The organism is Mycolicibacter minnesotensis, assembly GCF_010731755.1.
GTDB lineage: Bacteria > Actinomycetota > Actinomycetes > Mycobacteriales > Mycobacteriaceae > Mycobacterium > Mycobacterium minnesotense.
The window spans coordinates 3852578-3871220 of record NZ_AP022589.1; the positions used below are offsets into that span (position 1 = coordinate 3852578).

15 protein-coding genes are annotated in these 18643 nt (G+C 67.8%); 4 read left to right on the forward strand and 11 right to left on the reverse strand.

The window, feature by feature from the left end; all coding sequences use genetic code 11:
• The first annotated feature begins 107 nt into the window (after nt 1–107).
• Nucleotides 108–1745: a hypothetical protein gene (locus tag G6N09_RS17725; RefSeq protein ID WP_133053069.1), complete on the forward strand. Its 1638-nt coding sequence runs from the start codon at nt 108–110 to the stop codon at nt 1743–1745.
• Nucleotides 1746–1787: 42 nt separating this feature from the next.
• Here the strand turns inward: G6N09_RS17725 and G6N09_RS17730 are convergent, their stop codons facing one another.
• From G6N09_RS17730 to G6N09_RS17755, 6 genes are all read right to left on the reverse strand, one after another.
• Nucleotides 1788–3884 carry a substrate-binding domain-containing protein gene (locus G6N09_RS17730; protein ID WP_083022968.1) on the reverse strand — a complete coding sequence of 699 codons (2097 nt, stop codon included), beginning with the start codon at nt 3882–3884 and terminating at the stop codon, nt 1788–1790.
• A gap of 69 nt (nt 3885–3953) precedes the next feature.
• Nucleotides 3954–6140, reverse strand: coding sequence for a malate synthase G (locus G6N09_RS17735; protein WP_083022969.1), 2187 nt, complete (start codon nt 6138–6140; stop codon nt 3954–3956).
• Between the two features lie 49 nt (nt 6141–6189).
• A complete protein-coding gene (locus G6N09_RS17740; protein ID WP_083022971.1) occupies nt 6190–7080 on the reverse strand; it encodes a 3-methyladenine DNA glycosylase in 891 nt (296 codons plus the stop codon).
• On the reverse strand, nt 7073–8134 hold the full coding sequence (locus tag G6N09_RS17745) for a hemolysin family protein (RefSeq protein WP_083022974.1): 1062 nt from the start codon (nt 8132–8134) through the stop codon (nt 7073–7075). The genes G6N09_RS17740 and G6N09_RS17745 overlap by 8 nt, the downstream gene beginning before the upstream one ends.
• A complete protein-coding gene (locus tag G6N09_RS17750; RefSeq protein WP_083023444.1) occupies nt 8127–9473 on the reverse strand; it encodes a hemolysin family protein in 1347 nt (448 codons plus the stop codon). Before G6N09_RS17750 ends, G6N09_RS17745 begins: the two co-directional genes overlap by 8 nt.
• Nucleotides 9474–9510: 37 nt before the next feature.
• Nucleotides 9511–10947, reverse strand: a complete 1437-nt coding sequence (locus G6N09_RS17755) for a GuaB1 family IMP dehydrogenase-related protein (RefSeq protein ID WP_083022977.1) — start codon at nt 10945–10947, stop codon at nt 9511–9513.
• 241 nt (nt 10948–11188) lie between these two features.
• On the opposite strand from G6N09_RS17755, the gene G6N09_RS17760 reads away from it, so the two are divergent.
• Nucleotides 11189–12073 carry an alpha/beta fold hydrolase gene (locus tag G6N09_RS17760; RefSeq protein WP_109558817.1) on the forward strand — a complete coding sequence of 295 codons (885 nt, stop codon included), beginning with the start codon at nt 11189–11191 and terminating at the stop codon, nt 12071–12073.
• Between the two features lie 4 nt (nt 12074–12077).
• Here the strand turns inward: G6N09_RS17760 and gndA are convergent, their stop codons facing one another.
• From gndA to G6N09_RS17775, 3 genes are read right to left on the reverse strand one after another with little or no spacing between them, the layout of a single operon-like run.
• Nucleotides 12078–13526: an NADP-dependent phosphogluconate dehydrogenase gene (gene gndA, locus G6N09_RS17765; protein WP_083022979.1), complete on the reverse strand. Its 1449-nt coding sequence runs from the start codon at nt 13524–13526 to the stop codon at nt 12078–12080.
• A 56-nt stretch (nt 13527–13582) separates the two neighbouring features.
• A complete protein-coding gene (locus G6N09_RS17770; protein ID WP_083022981.1) occupies nt 13583–14521 on the reverse strand; it encodes a M56 family metallopeptidase in 939 nt (312 codons plus the stop codon).
• 14 nt (nt 14522–14535) lie between these two features.
• Complete coding sequence (locus G6N09_RS17775; protein ID WP_046189058.1) at nt 14536–14952, reverse strand: BlaI/MecI/CopY family transcriptional regulator; 417 nt, start codon at nt 14950–14952, stop codon at nt 14536–14538.
• A gap of 155 nt (nt 14953–15107) precedes the next feature.
• Here G6N09_RS17775 and G6N09_RS17780 point away from each other — a divergent pair, with 155 nt between their 5' ends.
• On the forward strand, nt 15108–15515 hold the full coding sequence (locus G6N09_RS17780) for a PaaI family thioesterase (protein ID WP_083022983.1): 408 nt from the start codon (nt 15108–15110) through the stop codon (nt 15513–15515).
• Between the two features lie 4 nt (nt 15516–15519).
• On the opposite strand, the gene G6N09_RS17785 is transcribed toward G6N09_RS17780, so the two are convergent.
• Nucleotides 15520–16905 (reverse strand): type II NADH:quinone oxidoreductase Ndh, encoded by a 1386-nt coding sequence (locus tag G6N09_RS17785; protein WP_083022984.1) that lies wholly within the window; start codon nt 16903–16905, stop codon nt 15520–15522.
• Between the two features lie 108 nt (nt 16906–17013).
• Nucleotides 17014–17685 (reverse strand): SDR family oxidoreductase, encoded by a 672-nt coding sequence (locus G6N09_RS17790; RefSeq protein ID WP_083022986.1) that lies wholly within the window; start codon nt 17683–17685, stop codon nt 17014–17016.
• Nucleotides 17686–17884: 199 nt separating this feature from the next.
• On the opposite strand from G6N09_RS17790, the gene modA reads away from it, so the two are divergent.
• A complete protein-coding gene (gene modA, locus G6N09_RS17795; protein WP_083022988.1) occupies nt 17885–18640 on the forward strand; it encodes a molybdate ABC transporter substrate-binding protein in 756 nt (251 codons plus the stop codon).
• Nucleotides 18641–18643: the final 3 nt, after the last annotated feature.

The following is an 18643-nucleotide window of genomic DNA, read 5'->3' on the forward strand; positions in this document are numbered from 1 at the left end:
CGCCCGGGGTTTTCGGCAAAGAGACAGCAAAGTCTCAGTCGAACCCCAAAAGAGTCTAGGATCGCCCTTACCCAATCCAGGGTTGCGGCTCGTATCTAGGAGGACTCGTGCAGGAGCCCCTTTCTCGCTCCTGCGTCACGGCCGGGATCGCTCTCGTCGGCGCCGGAATCGTCACGGTCACCCCGGTGACCGTGACGCCCTTGGCAGCCGAGGTTTCGCCGGCCGTGACGCTGGCCGCCTCCTACGGAGAGCTGTTCACCAACACGATCGACAACATCGAACGCATCAGTTCCAGCGCGGACTGGGCGGCGATGTGGCAGGTGTTCACCGCGACGCTGGCCAACCCCGCCGGGGTGATCGACGCGGCCAGCAACTTCGCGTTCACGGTGGACACCGACGTCACAGCACTGCCAGCGACGGTCTCGGTGCAGCTGTCGCCGGGCCTGGAGCTGTTGATCGCCGGCCTGGCCTCGCACGTGGCGACCCTGAACGCGCTCGTCGGTGTGATCGACGACCTGGGCGACCCCCAGACCGCGTTCACCGCGTTGTTCAACGCTCCGGCCACCCTCGTGGACGCCTACCTCAACGGCCAACAGAACCTGTCTCTTCTGGACGGGATCGTCACCATCCCGATGTTCAACGGCGTGCTGGCGCCCGAGCAGAACCTCGAGATCGACGTCAGTCTGTCGAGGCTGCTGGAGATGGTGGGGCTGGGAACCCCGGACCTGAGCGCGCTGCAACTCGATGGCGTCATCAACCAGGTGCGTCAGGGCACCCTGACCCTGGGCAGCCTGCTCACCGGTCTGGGATTGAGCGATGAGGGCCTCGGGGATCTGCTGAAGCTGACCACCAATGTCAGCAGCCTGGGAGAGTTACTCGACTTCCTCGGCCTAGGCGACCTGGGGCTGAGCCGCTACAGCCTGCCCGCCCTGTTGAGTCAGCTGGGTCCCGATACCGACTTCTACCGCAATCTCAATCTTGACCTCGAGCTCGGCAACTTCCGGCTGGTCGACCTGCTGGGGGCATTCGGGGTCAACGCCGGTATTCCCATGGGGCTGGGGCATGTGCTCGTCGGTCTCGGCGAGGGGGACCTGGACGGCCTGCCGCTCGGCAGTCTGCTCGCGGACGCGGGCCTGCTCACACAGGCCGTCAGCTGGCTCAACTCGACCGCGTCCGATCTCTTCGATCCCATTCCCCTGGTGGGCACCGCGTTGACGGATTTTGTCAACAGCTTCCTGGAATCCGACGGCCTGGAGGGATTGCTCAACGCCTACACACTCGGTGATGTGTTGGGTGACCTGCAGATCGACGACACCATCAGCTCGGTACTGGGGACGGTGGGCAGCACCCTGCTGTCGGTGGGGAGCCTGACCCTCGGCGGCGTGCTGGGGGAGCTCGGCTTCGCCGATTCCCTCGGCGATCTCACCCTGCGCGACGTGCTCGACGGACTCGGTGGTGCGCTGGGCGGCGTCTTGGCCGATGGCCCCCTCGGTTTGGACCTCACCTGGTTGTTGAACGGCGTGGATGTGGGCGACGTGGTCGGCCTGCTGGGCCTCGACGACTTCTCCCTCAACCTCGGTGACCTGGTCGGAGACTGGGTGAACCCGTACCTGGCGGATCTGCTGGAGGGTTTCGCCCAGGGCAACGTGGAGCTCGCCGGTGCCAGTGTCGGCTCCTTCGGGGGAACATTCACCGAACTGTTCGTGAGCATGCCGCAACAGCTGCTGGCCATGCTGGGTGCCTAAGGCGCCTAAGTCGGCAGCCGCCAGGGCGGGGAACCCGGTCTGTCAGTTCAGCAGCGAATTCAGCGCGCCGGCCAGCTCGGGTGTGTTGGCGCCGCGCAGATTCTGGTAGCTGCCACCGGACAGTTGAGCCACGGCCTGCCAGGTCGCCTGGTCGGCATCGGCCCCGAAATCGATGACGTTGACGGCCACCGGTCGCTGCGGGTCGGCATTGGCTCGGATGAACTCCTGGAGCCCCGCGCCGTCCAAGGTCCGGTCGGTGTGCGGACCCGCCGTGATGACCAGCACCGAATTACTCTGTCCAGCAACAAAATTGGTCACTGCCTGGGTGTATACCAGGCGTAGCGTCGTGAACGACACCGCTCCACCGGGTGTCGAACTCAAGTCGTTGAGCTCGCTGGTCAGTTTCTCCGCTCGGGTACCGCCCGGCAGCGGCTCGTCCAGGGGTCCGGCGGCCACCAGATTGCGGCCTTCGGTGCCGTCGAAAGTCCACAGACCCACTGAGGAATTCGGGGTCAGTGCCTTGAGCCGTTGATCCAGGGCGGCGATCACATGGGCCAGCCGGCTCTTGCCGCCTTCATCGGTGGTCATCGATTGGTCCAGCATCACCGTGACCGCCGCGCTGCCCGGCAAGGTGGTCAGCGCGTTGGACAGGGCGGCGCGGGTCGCCTCATCGCCGACCGAGAGCGTGTCCGACACCGCGGGGAACCCGGTGACCTCACTGCTCGGCGGTGCAACACCTTCCACCCGGAATCCGGATTTGGCCAGCTCTGCCAGCTGGTCGGGCTTGCGCGCGAAGCGGGCGAACTCGCTGGCGGCACTGACCTGCTCCTGCGACAACCAGGAGCCGGCCAGCAACACGGTGGGATAGTCGGCGACCGGTACCGGGCCCGGTGGCCGCCACGAGCTGAGGGTGGTCGCTGGGTCCGAGAGTGACTGGCCACGGGTGAACAGTTGCTGTTCGGTGGTCACCACCGCATGCACCGGTGCGTCCGCCAGGTTTCCCTGCCGCAGCAGCACGTTCATCGCCTCGGCCAGTGAAGCGTCGACCAGTTTGGGCTGGTCGCCCGCAAGCCGGTGCACCGCCCCGACACCGTCGGTGGAGGGGGCGTCTTTGGGCGCGGCTCCGGCGGCCACCGCCTCGCCGGCCAGGAACGCGGCATCGCCGTTGCCGCCGATCGGCAGCGCCAGTCGCAACGAGCCCCAACCGGCCAGCCCGAGCCGGCCCAGTCCATCGGGATCGGTCTGGAGATCCGGCAGACTCGCCCAGGTCTGCTTCTCCAGCGCGCTCTTGAGCTCGGGGCGGATCGCCAGCAGCACCGGCGACGTGACCAGGGAACGACTGTCGCTGACGGTCTCGGCGCCCGCGGAGGCCCGCAGCCGGGCGGTGGAGATCGAACTGCCCGGAATCCACAACGCCGGACGCTGCCCGAGCTGAGCGGGCCACTCGCCGATGAAACCGCCGACGACGGCATCGGAATCAACGGGCTTGACCTGTACCGACACACAGCGATCGCCGACGGGTTTTGCGGACTTGTTGAACTTGTCGGCGAACCCCTGCACATGGTCGGCGATCGACGGATCGGCGACAACAGCCACGGTCAGATCACCAGCTGCGCAGTTGCCTGCGGCGACCGCGGAACGATGCGACAACGAATTGCCGAAGAAGCGCCACAGGATCACCGCGCCTACCACCACGATCACCGTCACCAGCGCGGCGACTACGCCGACGCTGACGCCGCGGGTACCCGAGTCGTTGCGATGCCGGCGCCACCGGTCGAGCTCACGGTGCCCGCCGCGTGGCTCGTCGCGTTCGGACGCAGGTGCATCGCCGATAGCAGCGAAGGGACCGGTGCGGTAGCGGGATTCCTCATCGGGCTCACCGCCGCGGCGCATGTACTGCGCCGGGTCGGCGTCGTAACCGTCGTCGTCGTAGCCGGTGTCGCGGTATCCGATGTTGCCGGGGTCGTACGGCGCCTCGTCGTAGAACGCGTCCTGATAGTCGTCGACGTACTCGTCGTCGTCCGGGTCGCCGAAACCGAAAAGCTCGGGTCCGCCGTCGAACCGGCTCTCCTCGGGCTGATCGCCCCGGAGCGCCTCGTCGTCGGGGTCGTCCGGGCCGGGGAAACTATGCCTACCCACGGTGGGTGCGTCCTCTCCGCCTGGTCAGTTGCCCGGCCACGGTGATGTCCATTCGGTTCTGCGTTGGATTCAGATACCGGCCTGGGCTTTGAACTCCCGCCGACGCCGGTGCAGGATCGGCTCGGTGTAACCGTTGGGTTGGGTGGTTCCGGACAGGATCAGCTCCCGTGCGGCGGCGAACGCGATACTGGATTCGAACTCGGGCGCCATCGGCAGGTAACTCGCATCCCCGGCGTTCTGGCGGTCCACCGCCGGGGCCATGCGCTCCAGGCTGGACTGCACGTCATCTGCGGTGATCACCCCGTGGCGCAACCAGTTTGCCAGCAGCTGCGATGAGATCCGCAGCGTGGCACGGTCTTCCATCAGTGCCACGTCGTGGATGTCAGGAACCTTCGAGCAGCCCACACCTTGGTCGATCCAGCGGACCACGTAGCCCAGGATCGACTGGCAGTTGTTGTCGACCTCTTCGCGGATCTCGTCGGGAGCCCACGCCAGACCCTCTGACAGTGGGATGGTCAGCAGCTGTTCGATTGTGGCGCGCCGCTTTCCGGCCAGCTCCTTCTGCACCGCGAAGACATCCACCTGGTGGTAGTGCATCGCGTGCAGGGTGGCTGCGGTGGGGGAGGGAACCCAGGCGGTGCTGGCACCCGAGCGGGGGTGGCCGATCTTCTGGGTGACCATGTCCGCCATCAGGTCGGTCATCGCCCACATGCCCTTGCCGATCTGGGCGTGACCGGTCAGGCCGGTGGCCAGTCCGGCGTCGACGTTGTTGTCCTCGTAGGCCAGGATCCACGGCTGGGATTTCATGCTGGCCTTGCGCACCATGGGTCCGGCCTCCATGGAGGTGTGGATCTCGTCGCCGGTGCGGTCCAGGAAGCCGGTGTTGATGAACACCACGCGGTCGGCGACGGCCTTGATGCAGGCGCGCAGGTTGACCGTGGTGCGGCGTTCCTCGTCCATGATGCCGACCTTGAGGGTGCCCTGCGGCAGGCCGAGAACGTCTTCGACCCGGCTGAACAGCTCGGCGGTGAAGGCGACTTCCTCCGGGCCGTGCATCTTCGGTTTGACGATGTAGATCGACCCGGTGCGGCTGTTGACCAGCGGCCCGTTGCCCTCGGAGGCGGTCAGGCCGTGCATGCCGATCAGCCCGGTGAACAGTGCGTCCTGAATGCCCTCGGGCACCTCGGCGCCGGAGCTGAAGACGATTGCGTCGTTGGTCATCAGATGACCCACGTTGCGCACGAACATCAGGCTGCGGCCCGGCAGGGTCAAGGTCTCCCCGTCGGGTGCGGTGAACTCACGGTCGGCGGTCAGGGTGCGGGTGAAGGACTTGTCGCCCTTGCTGACCTGCTCGGACAGGTCGCCACGATTCAGGCCCAGCCAGTTGCGGTAGCCCAGGACCTTGTCGTCGGCGTCGACCGCGGCCACCGAGTCCTCGAAGTCCATGATCGTGGTGACCGCGGACTCGAGCACCACGTCTTTGATGCCGGCGGCGTCGGTGGACCCGATCGGCGAGCTCGGGTCGATCAGGATCTCGACGTGCAGGCCATGGTGGGACAGCAGCACCGACGACGGCGACGCCGCCTCGCCGATGTAGCCGACGAATTCGGCGGGCTCGGCGACCGAGGTCTGCAGGCCGTCGCCCAGCGTGACCACCAGCGCGCCGTCGGTCACCGCGAAGCTCTTGACCTCGGTCCAGGCGCCGTTGGACAGGGGCACGGCGTCGTCGAGGAAGCGCCGCGCGTAAGCGATCACCTTGTCGCCGCGCACGGGGTTGTATCCCGTGCCCTTCTCGGCCCCGCCGTCCTCGCTGATCACGTCGGTTCCGTAGAGGGCGTCATACAGCGAGCCCCACCGCGCGTTGGCGGCGTTGAGGGCGAATCGGGCGTTGAGGACGGGCACCACCAGCTGCGGGCCGGCCTGCACCGCGATCTCGTCGTCGACACCGGCGGTGGTGACGGTGAAGTCCTCGGGCTCGGGCAGCAGATAGCCGATTTCGGTGAGGAAGGCGTGGTAGGCCTCGGTGTCCAGCGGCTCAATCACCCGATGCCGATGCCACTTGTCGATCTGTGCCTGCAGTTCGTCACGACGCGCCAGAAGGTCCTGGTTCTTCGGCGTCAGATCGGTGACGACTTTGTCCACCCCGGCCCAGAAGCTGTCGGGGTCCACGCCAGTGCCCGGCAGGGCTTCGTCAGTGATGAAGTCGTAGAGCACGCGAGCGACCTGCAAGTCGCCCACCGACACCCGATCCGTCATGATTTCCTCCCTCATAGCCGACCTACCACCTTACCGGCAGGTAGCGAGGCTATTCGCATCTGGCGATTACTGTCAGCAGGTCGCAGCGCTCCAGCAATGTCGCCCGCAACGGTTCGGCAAGCTGGGCGATCTCGCTCTGGCGGCGGACGTATTCGGCACGGCCGGCCGCGGTTTCGATGGTGATCGGCGCATAACCGTAGTCGCTCAAGTCATACGGACTGGCCCGCATGTCGATTTCGCGTGCCGCCGCAGCCAGCTTCAGGCAGCCCAAGAGCAGTTCGGACTCGATCAGCGGCCCCAACTTGTAGCACCACTTGTACAAGTCCATGTTGGCGTGCAGGCACCCCGGTTGCTCCCACGTCAGCTGGGTCGCCCGACTCGGCGCCCCGATATTGCGCGGTGCCGCCGCAGGAGTGAAGAAGCGAAACGCGTCAAAGTGGGTGCAGCGCAACGGCGTTGCCTCGACCACCTCGTCGATCTCGTCGGGGCTGAGCCGCAGAGGGACATGGCCGTGCCGAACATCCTCGTGCGCCGGGCGGCGATACACCATCGCCCACTCGTGCAGGCCGAAGCAGTTCAGCTGGGCAGAGCGTGCCGCGGTGGCGCGCAACAGCCCTGCGATGAAGGTCACGGTGTCGGCTCGCTCACGCAGGTAGTCCTCGGCCACGCCGACCTGCTCACCGTGCGGTGCGTAGCCGCGCCGCCTCCGGTAGGTGCGTAACGCCGTCTGACCGGCAAGCCGCACCCCGAACCCGGGATGCCACTGACGCAACTGCGCCGGCCGCAGGCTGTAGTAGCTGAACAGGAATTTCGGCACCGGGTCGCCGGCCGCGATGCGGCGCAGCTGCGGAGCCAGGAAATCGTCCAGGTGCTGCTGGTAGGCCGTTGCCCGGGATTGCCACTGTTCGGAGTCCAGGACCGGTTCAGCCAGGTCAAACACGGTGCGTCCCGTCGCGGACAGTGCCGACGACGTCTTCGACCATGTCCTCGAGGGTCACCATCGCCACGGCCGTGCCGTCGTCGGCGACCACCAGCGCCAGATGACTGTTCCGCCGGCGTAACCGTGACAACGCATCGGCCAGCGGCAGGGAGTCGGGGATGCGCGGCAGTGGCCGGACGGCCGCGACGTCCACGACGGCGTCGCCGGGGCCGGTAGCGGACTCGCTGAGCGCCAACACGTCCTTGATGTGCAGGTAGCCGACGAATTCGCCCTGATCCACCACCGGGAACCGGGAGTAGCCGGTCTGCGCGAGGGCCTGCTCGACGGCGGCGACGGTCGGGCCGCGCCCGGGTTCGGCGACGGCCACAGCGCGGATGTCGCCTATCGGCAGTGCGACATCGGCGACCACCCGGGTGCGGATCTGCAGGGCACGGGTCAGCCGGGTGTATTCCTCCAGGTCGAGCAGCCCGGCCGAGACCGATTCCGCGATCATCTCGCTCAACTCAACCGTGGATACGGTGATCTCCAACTCGTCTTTGGGCTGCACGCGCAGCGCCCGCATGATGACGTGCGCGCACCAGTTGTAGAACACGATGAACGGCCGGGCGGCCGCCATATAGAGCAGATAGGGCGGGATCAGCAGCATCGCCGCGGTCTCCGGACCGGCCAGCGTGATGTTCTTGGGAACCATCTCCCCGAACAACACGTGCAGGGTGACGACGACCGCCAGCGCCACGACGAACGCCACCGTGTGCAAGAGCGGATCCGGAATACCGGCCAGCCGGAACGGGTGTTCGAGCAGGTCGGCCACGGCGGGCTCACCGATGCGGCCCAGCAGGATCGAACACACCGTGACGCCCAGCTGGAACCCGGCCAGCATCAACGGGAGCTGTTCACCGGCCCGGATCACCGTGACCGCGCTGCGCCGACCCTGTTCGGCCAGGGCCTCCAGCCGGTCGCGGCGCGCCGAGATCAGCGAGAACTCCGCGCCGACGAAGAACCCGTTCCCGACGATCAGCACGACGGTGAGCACCACGTTCACCACGTCACCCACGGCCGGCCTCCAAGCGGGTGAGGGCCAGCAGGTCGATCCGCCGGCCATCCATGCGGACCACCCTGGCCAGCCAGCGTGGCGGGTGCGAGGAGAGTTCGTCGGGGTGGAATGCGGTCAGTTCGACGGTCTCGCCGACCGCCGGAATGTGGCCGAGTTCTTGGAGCACCAGACCGCCGATGGTTTCGTAGTCGCCCTCCGGCGCCCGGTAGCCGGTGGCGACGGCCACCTCGTCGATGCGCAGCAGTCCCGACACCTGCCAGCCTCCTCCGGAGGCGACGACGTCGGGGGTGGCGTCGTCGTGCTCGTCGCGCACGTCACCCACGATCTCCTCGATGAGGTCCTCGACGGTCACCATGCCGGCGGTGCCGCCGTACTCGTCGACGACCATGGCCGCTTGTTGACCGTTGGCGCGGATCTGTTCCATCACCGCATCGCCGTCCAGCGTGGACGGCACCACCGCGACCGGCTGGGCCACCATGGTGACCGGCGTGGCCGCCCGGTCGGCGGCGGCGACGGCGAAAACCCGCTTGACGTGGACGATGCCTACCGTGGCGTCCAGGTCGCCGTCGACTACCGGGAAGCGGGAGAAGCCGGTCTCGACGGCGACCGCCGCCAGGTCGGCGACCGTGTCATCAGCCTGCAGGCTCACGATCTTGGACCGCGGCGTCATGAGCTCCGCGGCGGACAGGGCACCGAAGCGCAGCGACCCTTCCACCAACGCGGCGGTAGTCGGGTCGAGGGCCCCGCTGCGCGCGGAATTTCGCACCAGGGACGCCAGCTCCCGCGCGGAGCGGGCCGACGCCAGCCGGTCGGCGGGCTCGATCCCGACCCGCCGCAGGATCCGATTCGCGGTCCCGTTGGTCACCCGGATCGCGATCGCGAAAATCCGGGAGAACAGCAGCTGTGGTCCGGCTACCGCGCGGGCGATCGGCAGCGGACGTGCCACGGCCAGGTTCTTGGGCACCAACTCGCCGAAAACCATGGACAGTGAGGTGGCGATCACCAAGGCCAGGAACAGGGCCACGCCGCCGGCGGTGCGCTCGGACATGCCGACCGCCGCCAGCGGGAGCCGCAGCCATCGGGCCAGCACAGGTTCGGCCAGATAACCGGTGGCCAGCGTCGTGATCGAGATGCCCAGCTGGGCACCGGACAGCTGAAACGACAACGTCCGATGCGCCTGTTGAATGTAGGCATCGCGGCGGCCACCGCGGCGTGCGTTGGCCTCCACAACACTGCGTTCCAGGGTGGTCAGGGAGAACTCGGCGGCCACGAAAACCGCCGTACCCAACGTCAGAATCGCGAACGCCAGCAGGCTGCCCACGGTGACCGCGAGGGTCATGAGGACACCCCGCCACGTCTGCACGCGCCCATGGGTCTCACCAGCCGAACGGTAGCGGATGGCCCTCGGCGAATCCCGCAGCCGACTGGACCCCCAGCACCACCCGCTCATGCAGCTCGGTCAAGTCGGCGGCGCCCACATAGGTGCAGGTGCTGCGCAGTCCGGAGGTGATGTGGTCGAGCAGATCCTCGACGCCACCGCGCTCGGGGTCCAGCTCCATCCGCGAGGTCGAGATGCCCTCTTCGAACAGCGCTTTGCGGGCGCGGTCGAAGGCACTGTCGGCCGCGGTGCGTGCGGCCACCGCGCGTTTGGACGCCATTCCGTAGCTTTCCTTGTACGGCTTGCCGTCTCGGTCGAACATCAGGTCGCCGGGTGATTCGTAGGTGCCGGCGAACCAGGAGCCGATCATCACGTTGGACGCCCCGGCAGCCAGGGCCAGCGCGACATCACGGGGATGACGCACGCCGCCGTCTGCCCACACGTGCGCGCCGAGTTCGCGGGCCACGGCCGCACATTCCACGACCGCGGAGAACTGGGGGCGGCCCACACCGGTCATCATCCGGGTGGTGCACATGGCACCGGGACCGACACCGACCTTGACGATGTCGGCTCCCGCAGCGATCAGGTCGCGGGTCCCTTGTGCCGACACCACGTTGCCGGCCACCAGCGGCACTCCCGGGTCCAGCGCCGCGACAGCCCGGATGGCCTGCAGGGCCTTCTCCTGGTGCCCGTGGGCGGTGTCGATGACCAGCACGTCGACTCCGGCGGACAACAGGGCGGCCGCCCGGCTGGTGACATCGCCGGTGATGCCCACGGCCGCGGCGACGCGCAAGCGCCCGTCCGCGTCGACGGCCGGGGTGTAGATCCCGGACCGGATCGTGCCGGTGCGGGTCAGCACCCCGGCCAACGTCCCATCGGGATGTGTCAGCACCGCAACGTCGCGAGGCGCGTGTTCGAGCAGATCGAAGACCGTGCGCGCGTCGGTTCCGACCGGCGCGCTGACCAGGTCTGCGGCCACAACATCGCGGACCCGGGTGAACCGGTCCACGCCTTCGCAGGACGCCCTGGTCACCACACCGGTGGGTCGACCCTCGGTGACCACCACTGCGACGCCGTGGGCACGTTTGGTGATCAAGGCCATGGCGTCGGACACCGAATCCTCGGGGGACAGCACCACCGGGGTGTCGGCGACCAGATCGCGGCTCTTGACGAACGACACCGTCTGGCTCGCCGCGTCGATCGGTAGGTCCTGGGGCAGCACCACGAGCCCGCCGCGCCGAGCCACCGTCTCGGCCATCCGACGGCCCGCCACCGCGGTCATGTTGGCCACGACCACCGGGATGGTGGTGCCCGACCCGTCGCGGGTGGACAGGTCGACGTCGAGGCGGGAATCCACGCCCGAGCGGTTGGGCACGATGAAGACGTCGTTATAGGTCAGGTCATGGGTGGGGTCGTACCCGCTGGCGAATCTCACCGGGTGCCCACCCTCGGATTGTCGGGTTCCGACGAGCCCATCTGTTCCCCTCCACGCGTCATGAGCCGGACGCCGGCGCCCTACCGGGAGACACCGTTTTCGGCCCGGTCAGCCACGGTACCGCCCCTACGACGGCGGAGACCACAGCAGGGAGCCTCCCGGGGTGTCGGTCGAAGAATCGGCCGGCGGTACCGCAAACAATTCGCGGTTCGCGTCACGCCGACGTTAAGGCGCGGTCACAATGACCGCGATGACGAAAACGGCGTGGCCCAACAGTGTGTGTGAGTGGCAGGACGGTGGCCGGTGGGTCTCTAGCGGAGTCGGCCGGGTGTTTGTGAGATCAGCGGCGGGGCAGGGCCCCACAGTGCTGCTGTTGCACGGCTTTCCGTCCTGCTCGTATGACTTCCGGGACGTGGTGGCACGGTTGGCCGGCCGACCCTGGCTGACCATGGACTTTCTCGGGTTCGGCCTGTCCGACAAGCCGCCTCGGCACCGTTACAGCCTGTTCGAGCAGGCTGACCTGGTGCAGCAGGTGGTGGAAGCGAGCATCGCCGGCCCGGTGGTGCTGGCCGCCCACGACATGGGAACTTCGGTGGCCACCGAATTGCTGGCCCGCGACATCGAGGGCCGGCTGAACTTCGATCTGCAGCGCGCGGTGCTGACCAACGGCAGCGTGATCCTGGAGCGGGCCAGCCTGCGGCCCATCCAGAAGGTGCTGCGCGGCCCCTTCGGGGGTATCGCCAGCCGGCTGACCAACCGGCGCAGTTTCGTGCGCGGGTTCGGCCGGCTGTTCAGCCCGGAGCATCCGCTGACGCCGGAGGAGGCCGCCGCGCAATGGGCACTGCTGACCCACCACGGCGGAAACCGGATTGCGCACCGGCTCTCGGCCTATCTCGACGAACGGGTGCAGTACGCCCAGCGCTGGCACGGGGCGGTGCGCGACTGGCCTAAGCCCCTGGGCTTTGTCTGGGGCCTGGGTGATCCGGTCGCGACCACCAATGTGTTGGCGGGCCTGCGGGAATTACGTCCGGCCGCCGAGTTCGTCGAGCTTCCCGGATTGGGCCACTATCCGCAGATCGAAGACCCGCAGGCCTTCACCGACGGCGTCCTGCGTCTGCTGGTCTGAACCGCTAGACCGAGACTTCGCTTCGATCGGCGCTCCACAGGGTGTGGTACTGCCCCTCGGCGTCCACCCGGCCGTAGCTGTGCGCGCCGAAGAAATCGCGTTGCGCCTGGGTCAAGGCCGCCGGCAGCCGCTCGGTCCGCAGACCGTCGTAGTAGGCCAGGGCCGAGGAGAACCCGGGCACCGGGATGCCGAGGCTGACCGCGGTCGTCACGACGCGCCGCCAGGAGTCGATGGCAGCCTCCACAGCGCTGCGGAAATACGGCGCGGCGAGCAGGCTCACCAGCTCGGCGTCGGTGTCGAAGGCGTCCTTGATCCGGTTGAGGAACTTCGCGCGGATGATGCAGCCGCCCCGCCAGATGGTCGCCAAGTCGCCGGGCGTGACATTCCAACCGTATTCGGCGCTGCCGGCCTGGATCTGGTTGAAGCCCTGCGCGTACGCCACGATCTTGGAGGCGTACAGCGCCTGGCGGACATCCTCGGTGAACTGAGACGCATCCGAGGGGCGCTCGCCGAGCGTCCCGGCGGCCAGACCCGCCGCGGCACGCCGCTGGGGGACCGAACCCGACAGAGCGCGCGCGAACACCGCCTCCGCGATACCGGTCACCGGGACTCCCAGGTCGAGAGCGGACTTCACCGTCCAGCGGCCGGTGCCCTTCTGCTCGGCCTCGTCGACGATCACGTCGACCAGCGGCTTGCCGGTCTTGGCGTCCACCTGCCGCAGCACCTCGGCGGTGATCTCGACCAGATAGCTGTCGAGATCGCCGCCGTTCCACTCGGTGAACACGTCGGCGATCTCCGGTGCACCCAGGCCCAGCCCGTCGCGCAGCAACTGGTAGGCCTCGCCGATCAGCTGCATGTCGGAGTATTCGATGCCGTTGTGCACCATCTTCACGAAGTGGCCCGCGCCGTCCGGTCCGATGTGGGTGCAGCACGGCACGCCGTCGACGTGAGCGGAGATCTCCTCCAGCAGCGGCCCCAGCGACTCGTAGGATTTCTTGGGGCCGCCCGGCATGATCGAAGGCCCGTTCAGTGCGCCTTCCTCGCCCCCGGAGATGCCGGCTCCGACGAAGTGCAGGCCGCGGGCGGCCATCGCCTTCTCCCGCCGGATGGTGTCGGTGTACAGGGCGTTGCCGCCATCGATGATGATGTCGCCGGGCTCCATCGCGTCGGCCAATTCGTTGATCACGGCGTCGGTGGGGTCACCGGCCTTGACCATGATCAGCACCCGGCGTGGCCGCTCCAAGGCGGCGAGAAACTCCGGGATCGACTCGCTGCGAACGAAATTCCCTTCGGAACCGTGGGCGTCCAGCAAGGCGTCGGTTTTGGCGACCGACCGGTTGTGCAGGGCCACGGTGTAGCCGTGGCTGGCGAAGTTGCGCGCGATGTTGGATCCCATCACTGCCAGTCCGGTCACGCCGATCTGGGCGGTGCCAACAACTTCCGACGCGCTCATGTATTCGCCTTTCGGTGGTAGGTCACTGCTGTGCCCGACGTTCCGGGCGGCGGGAGTTACCCCGCGATCAGTCGGTGGAGTTCGGTGAGCCACGGTACCGCCAGCGCCACGGTGGGCACCGTCAGCACCCCGGCTGCGGCGGAATAGGCGGCCGCCGCCAGCACCGGGCTGTTGCCCCGCCCCGACAGTCGGCGCACCCGCAGCACGGTGTTGGTGCCGCCGGCCGCCAGTGCACCGGCGGGAACCCTGGTTGACGCGCACGTCACCAGGGCGCGGGCCAGGGGAGGCGCGCCGGCGACCCGCACTGCCGCGTCGTCGGCAAGCAGTTCGATGAGCAACCGCACCGCGTCCAGGGCACTGGCGCTACGCACGAACCAGGGGAACGCGGTGTGCACGGCGGTGAAAGCCTCCAGCACGAGATCGTGCCGGGCGCGCAGGTGAGCCCGCTCGTGGCACAGCAGCGCGGCCAACTCGGTGTCGCCGAGGGCATCCAGCGTGCCCGAACTGAGCACCACCCGGCTGCGCACGCCGGGCAGACAGTAGGCCAGGGGCTGCATCACCTGCAGAATGCGCAGACCACTGGTGCGTACGGCGGGCGCGCGATCGGTGACGCCGAGCAGGTCGACCAGCATGCGGTGGTGGGACCGCCGCTGGCGGGTGCGGATGGCGACTCGCAATCCCGTCGACATGAGGCGCAGCCCGACCATCAGGGTCAACGCGAACACTGCGACGTAGAAGGTCCACAGCGGCCAGCCCAAACGGTCCAGTGAGCCGAGGATGGTCGTGGTGGGCCGGCCGTCGGGGCCCGGCATCAGCAGGCGACTGGCGGTGGCCAGGCCCGCGCTGAACGCCGAGAGCACGGCGGCGATAGCGATGGCCTGCCAGAGCACTACGGCTGCACGGGGGGCGCGGAGTGGCCACTCTGCGCGCGCCAGCAAGGCAGGTACTGGCCCTACGAGCAGCAGCGCGAGGAGGGAAAAGGCCAGCGCGGACACGCTGCCAGTCTCCCTTAGGAGGCCGGTCGGCCGCTACCGGGGAGGCGAATGCGGTGCTTGGCCTCCAGTTCGTCGAGCGCACGGCGCAGGGCGTCCGCCTCGTCGATGCCGACGCGTTCGACGAAATGGACCAGCGCGGCCCGGCGGTCGCCGGAGTCGGCTGCCTGATCGAGCGCCTCCACCATCAGCCCGGCCACCAACTCGTCGCGGCCGCGCACCGGTGTGTAGCGGTGCGCGCGGTCATCGCGGATCTGTGAGACGAGGTTCTTTTTGGCCAGTCGCTGCAGGACCGTCATCACGGTCGTATACGCCAGGTCGCGCTGGGCAGACAGTGCCTCGTGGACTTCGCGCACAGTTTGAGACTCCGGTGCGGACCACAGATGGTCCATCACCGCTCGTTCCAAGTCCCCTAAGTGGGTCTGTTTCGCCATGTGTGTCATCAACTCCCCGGGCAACGGAGCAAGCCTACCCTTATTTACTACGGCGTGTCGTATCAGAACCCTGAGGGTCTGCTACGACCCGGCTACGACGGCCACGGATTGAGCCGTTGGGCCGTCATCGTCGGGCTGTCGTGTAGAACCAACACATGGCTGCCACCGATATTCCGACTGATTTCTCTGCACCCTTCGACAGCGAAATCGGCCTGGTCTACACCGAAATCGGACCGGACGGCGCGCGGGCCACGCTGGAGCTGACGCCCAAACTCTGTCAGCCGGCGGGAATCGTGCACGGTGGCGTGTACTGCTCGATCATCGAAAGCGTGGCCAGCGTCTCGGCGCATGCTTGGCTCCTGCGCGACGGCGGCGTCGGAACGGTCGTCGGGGTCAACAACAACACGGACTTCCTGCGGGCGGTCTCCTCGGGGACCGTCAATGCGGCGGCCACGCCGATTCACCGGGGCAGGCGCCAGCAGCTGTGGGTGGTGACGATCACCGACTCTGACGAGCGGTTGGTCGCCCGCGGCCAGGTCCGGTTGCAGAACCTGGAGGGGTAAGCGGTCAGCTGACCGCGCGCTCAGCCCCGCGCTGCGCCTCGGCGGCCAGCATTTCCAACTGCTCGAGACGGGTACGCGCAAAGGCCTGCTGCTCGGTGATGGTCAGCTGCCCCCGGCGGGTGCTCAGGAAAGTCACGTTCCACGACAGCAGGGTGCTGACCTTGTTCTTGAACCCGACCAGGTAGACCAGGTGCAGCACCAGCCAGGCCAACCAGGCCAGGAACCCACTGAATTCCAGCGGCCCGATCTTGGAGACCGCAGAGAACCGGGACACGGTGGCCATGGAGCCCTTGTCCAGGTACTGGAACGGTTCGCGATCGACCGGGTTGGCGCCGCCGAGCTCCGCCTTGATGGTGCTCGCGACGTGCTTGGCACCCTGAATGGCGCCCTGCGCCATGCCGGGCACGCCGTCGACTGCGGCCATGTCGCCGATGACGAACACGTTCGGGTGGCCCGGCACCGACAGGTCGGGCAGCACCTTGACCCGTCCGGCGCGGTCGAGTTCCACGTCGGACTGCTCGGCGAGGTCGCGGCCCAGCGGGCTGGCTGACACACCGGCAGACCACACCTTGCACTGGGATTCGATGCGCCGGATGGTGCCGTCGGGGTCCTTGACGGTCAGGCCGTTGCGGTCGACGTCGGTCACCATCGCGTCGAGCTGGATCTCCACGCCCATCTTCTCCAGGCGTTCGGCGGCCTTGCGGCCCAGCTTCTCGCCCATCGGCGGCAGCACGGCCGGTGCAGCGTCGAGCAGGATCACCCGTGCCTTGGTGGAGTCGATGTGGCGGAAAGAGCCCTTGAGGGTGTGGTGCGCGAGTTCGGCGATCTGGCCGGCCATCTCCACACCGGTCGGACCGGCACCCACGACGGTGAAGGTCAGCAGCTTGGCGACCCGCTCGGGGTCACTGGACCGCTCGGCCTGCTCGAACGCGCTCAGGATGCGTCCGCGCAGCTCCAGCGCGTCGTCGATGGTCTTCATGCCCGGCGCGAACTCGGCGAACTGGTCGTTGCCGAAGTAGGACTGCCCGGCGCCGGCCGCGACGATCAGGGTGTCGAACGGGGTGTTGTAGGTGTGTCCGAGCACCTCGGAGGTGACGAACTTCTCGGCCAGGTCGATGTGGGTGACGTCACCGAGCAGCACTTGCGCGTTGCGCTGGTTACGCAGCACGACACGGGTGGAAGGCGCGATCTCACCTTCGGAGAGGATCCCGGTGGCCACCTGGTAGAGCAGCGGCTGGAACAGGTGATGGGTGGTGCGAGCGATCAATTTCACATCGACATCGGCCCGCTTGAGCTTCTTGGCGGCGGTCAGCCCACCGAATCCCGACCCGATGATGACGACCTGGTGGCGTCGGGTCTGCGGCGCAGTGACTTCAGGCTGGGCGCTCATGGGATTCCGTTTGCTCCTCGACGGTGACTGCGTTCCCCTAATACGCTAGTCGACCCAAAAGCCGGTCACCGCATCTGCTGGTTGTGGGATTAGCCACTCCTGTCACAGTCAGCTGAAGCAGGCCAGCGCTCCGTGGCCGACGTGCAGCGTCTGGCCGGTGATGTGCCGGGATGCCGGTGAGGTCAAAAACACTGCGAGGCGAGCGATTTCGACGGCGCCAGACGGTGGTACCTGGGTGAGTCCGTCGTATCCGGGACGGGCGGCATCGCCGGCGGCGACCACGTTGACGGTGATCCCGCGGGTGCCGAACACCGTGGCCTGCCCGGCGGTCCAGTTCGACAGCGCGGCCTTGATCGCCGCGTCGGCGCTGCCTTCGCGGGGGTTCTCCGGCAGCACCGAGATGATCGAGCCGCCCGAGCGAAGGTGGTCGCCCACGGTCCCGACGGTGAGCACCGCAGACAGCACCGTGGCGTCAAGCGCACTGCGCCAGGCATCGGCCTGGTCGGCCAGCGAAAACGCGCGGGGATCGCCGCCCTGCCAGCGCGGCGCCGGGACATTGACGATGGTGTCGAGGTGGTGGGGGAACAGTCCGCGAGCCTGCGCCATGCTGGCCGGGTCGGCGGTGTCGCAGACGACGGCTTCGGCGTCGAGCTCTTTGGCGGCGACTTCCAGCTCAGGGCCTCGCAGCCCGGCGAGCGTCACCTTGTGGCCGGCTTCGGTGAAACCCTCGGCAATGGCGCGACCCAATTCGGTGTCACCGCCGGTGACCAGCACATCCATCGGTAGGCCTCCCTCGTGTTGCGGGCTATGTTACTGGACGGTAGCCGATTTTCGGGGGCGGGGCGCAACTCGACACAGGCACAATCCGGCCACAGTCCCGCGTTGCTTCGCACCGCTCGCGATCACCGCGGGGCCGCTGGGGCGGCGACCCGCTTCGCGTTGCTTCGCACCGCTCGCGATCACCGCTAGGCTGCCTGCCATGGGGCGTGCCCGGGCGGTCTGCAGCGCTGTGGTGTTCATGCTGGCTGCGGGACTGACGGGCTGCGGCGCGGGCCCCGTGCCGCCGTCGATCACGGTGTTCGCCGCGGCATCGCTGGAGGCGGTGTTCACCGAGATCGCCGAGCAGTTCAAGGTGGACAATCCCGGCGTCGCGGTGGCCTTCAACTTCGCCGGCTCATCGGACTTGGCCACGCAACTGGCGCTCGGCGCGCGCGCCGACGTCTTCGCCTCAGCGAACACCACCCAAATGGACAAAGTTGCACAGGCCGGCTTGGTGGACGGCTCGGCGGTGCCCTTTGCCACCAACACGCTGGCGATCGTCACGGCTCCCGGAAACCCGCACCACGTTCGCTCCTTCGCCGACCTGGCGTTGCCCGGGCTCGCGGTAGTTGTGTGCCAGGAGCCCGTGCCCTGTGGTGCCGCGACATCCAAGGTCGCCCAGGCAACCGGAGTCGAGATCACCCCGGTCAGCGAAGAACCTGACGTCACCGACGTCCTCGGCAAGGTCACGACCGGTCAGGCCGATGCCGGCGTCGTCTACCGCACCGACGCGCTGCACGCCGGCGACAAAGTGGCCACCATCGAGTTCCCCGAGGCCGCCGGCGCCGTCAACACCTACCCGATTGCGGTGCTTCGCGAGGCACCCCGGCCCGGTCCCGGCCGGGCGTTCATGGATCTGGTCACCGGGGAGCAGGGCAGCAGGATGCTGCGCGCCGCCGGCTTCGGTAAGCCCTGACCG